The organism is Shewanella sp. A22 (assembly GCF_053850585.1).
In genome coordinates, this window is sequence record NZ_JBSQBN010000213.1 from 1 (window position 1) to 3014 (window position 3014).

Annotated in this window: 1 rRNA gene; it reads right to left on the minus strand. The window is 50.7% G+C overall.

Annotated features, from left to right (window positions below):
* Nucleotides 1-59: 59 nt before the first annotated feature.
* A 23S ribosomal RNA gene (locus tag ACWXWT_RS20210) occupies nt 60-2963 on the minus strand.
* Nucleotides 2964-3014 lie beyond the last annotated feature (51 nt).

The window sequence follows — 3014 nt, forward strand, 5'->3', positions numbered from 1 at the left end:
CTCGCACTGCTTAAGCGCTCTATTCTAACACTAAGGTCAGTAAAACCCATCTGGGTTGTATGGTTAAGCCTCACGGGTCATTAGTACAAGTTAGCTCAACGCCTCACAACGCTTACACACCTTGCCTATCAACGTAGTAGTCTCCTACGGCCCTTTAGAGAGCTTAAAGCTCTAGGGATGACTCATCTTAGGACTCGCTTCCCGCTTAGATGCTTTCAGCGGTTATCGATTCCGAACGTAGCTACCGGGCAATGCTATTGGCATAACAACCCGAACACCAGCGGTTCGTCCACTCCGGTCCTCTCGTACTAGGAGCAGCTTCCTTCAATCATCCAACGCCCACGGCAGATAGGGACCGAACTGTCTCACGACGTTCTGAACCCAGCTCGCGTACCACTTTAAATGGCGAACAGCCATACCCTTGGGACCGACTTCAGCCCCAGGATGTGATGAGCCGACATCGAGGTGCCAAACACCGCCGTCGATATGAACTCTTGGGCGGTATCAGCCTGTTATCCCCGGAGTACCTTTTATCCGTTGAGCGATGGCCCTTCCATTCAGAACCACCGGATCACTATGACCTACTTTCGTACCTGCTCGACGTGTATGTCTCGCAGTTAAGCTGGCTTATGCCATTGCACTAACCGTACGATGTCCGACCGTACTTAGCCAACCTTCGTGCTCCTCCGTTACTCTTTGGGAGGAGACCGCCCCAGTCAAACTACCCACCAGGCACTGTCCCGAACCCCGATAAGGGGCCGCGGTTAGAACATCAAAACTACAAGGGTGGTATTTCAAGATTGACTCCACTCAGACTAGCGTCCAAGCTTCAAAGTCTCCCACCTATCCTACACATGTAGGTTCAATGTTCAGTGCCAAGCTATAGTAAAGGTTCACGGGGTCTTTCCGTCTAGCCGCGGGTATACGGCATCTTCACCGCAATTTCAACTTCACTGAGTCTCGGCTGGAGACAGCGTGGCCATCATTACGCCATTCGTGCAGGTCGGAACTTACCCGACAAGGAATTTCGCTACCTTAGGACCGTTATAGTTACGGCCGCCGTTTACCGGGGCTTCGATCATGAGCTTCTCCGAAGATAACCCAATCAATTAACCTTCCGGCACCGGGCAGGCGTCACACCGTATACGTCATCTTGCGATTTTGCACAGTGCTGTGTTTTTGATAAACAGTTGCAGCCACCTGGTATCTGCGACTGCCGTCAGCTTAGGGAGCAAGTCCCATCACCAACAGCAGCGTACCTTCTCCCGAAGTTACGGTACCATTTTGCCTAGTTCCTTCAGCCGAGTTCTCTCAAGCGCCTTGGTATTCTCTACCCGACCACCTGTGTCGGTTTGGGGTACGATTTCTACTAACCTGAAGCTTAGAAGATTTTCCTGGAAGCATGGCATCAACTACTTCATCACCTTAGTGACTCGTCATCAGCTCTCGGCATTCTCTCTTAAGAGGTGAACCCGGATTTGCCTAAGTTCACTGCCTACCACCTTAAACGCGGACTACCAACGCCGCGCTAGCCTAGCCTTCTCCGTCTCTCCATCGCAGTTAGCAGAAGTACAGAAATATTAATCTGTTTCCCATCGATTACGCCTTTCGGCCTCACCTTAGGGGTCGACTCACCCTGCCCCGATTAACGTTGGACAGGAACCCTTGGTCTTTCGGCGAGGGAGTTTTTCACTCCCTTTATCGTTACTCATGTCAGCATTCGCACTTCTGATACGTCCAGTGTGGGTTACCCCTTCACCTTCTACCGCTTACAGAACGCTCCTCTACCGCGCACACCTAATGGCATGCACCCGTAGCTTCGGTGGTATGTTTAGCCCCGTTAAATCTTCCGCGCAGGCCGACTCGACTAGTGAGCTATTACGCTTTCTTTAAATGATGGCTGCTTCTAAGCCAACATCCTAGCTGTCTAAGCCTTCCCACATCGTTTCCCACTTAACATACACTTTGGGACCTTAGCTGACGGTCTGGGTTGTTTCCCTTTTGACAACGGACGTTAGCACCCGCTGTCTGTCTCCCGAGTAGTACTCATTGGTATTCGGAGTTTGCAAAGGGTTGGTAAGTCGGGATGACCCCCTAGCCTTAACAGTGCTCTACCCCCAATGGTATTCGCTCGAGGCGCTACCTAAATAGCTTTCGAGGAGAACCAGATATCTCCCGGTTTGATTGGCCTTTCACCCCCAGCCACAAGTCATCCGCTCATTTTTCAACATAAGTCGGTTCGGTCCTCCAGTTGATGTTACTCAACCTTCAACCTGCCCATGGCTAGATCACCGGGTTTCGGGTCTACACCTTGCAACTAAACGCGCAGTTAACACTCGGTTTCCCTACGGCTCCGCTATTCGCTTAACCTCGCTACAAAATGTAAGTCGCTGACCCATTATACAAAAGGTACGCAGTCACGGTCTCAAGTACCGCTCCCACTGCTTGTACGTATACGGTTTCAGGTTCTATTTCACTCCCCTCACAGGGGTTCTTTTCGCCTTTCCCTCACGGTACTGGTTCACTATCGGTCAGTCAGGAGTATTTAGCCTTGGAGGATGGTCCCCCCATATTCAAACAGGATGTCACGTGTCCCGCCTTACTCGTTTTCATCTACGGTTAGTTTTCGTGTACGGGGCTATCACCCTGTGCCGCTGTGCTTTCCAACACATTCCACTAACACCCCATAGACTTAAGGGCTAATCCCCGTTCGCTCGCCGCTACTAGGGGAATCTCGGTTGATTTCTTTTCCTCCGGGTACTTAGATGTTTCAGTTCCCCGGGTTTGCCTCACTACACTATGTATTCATGTAGTGATAACAGCTTATGCTGCTGGGTTTCCCCATTCGGATATCGTTAGCTCAAATGCTTATTACTAGCTCGCCAACGCTTTTCGCAAGTTATTACGTCCTTCATCGCCTCTGACTGCCAAGGCATCCACCGTATACGCTTGGTCACTTAACCATACAACCCAAATGAGTCTTTCTTTTTTCGCTTGTTACTCATCACGCTGTC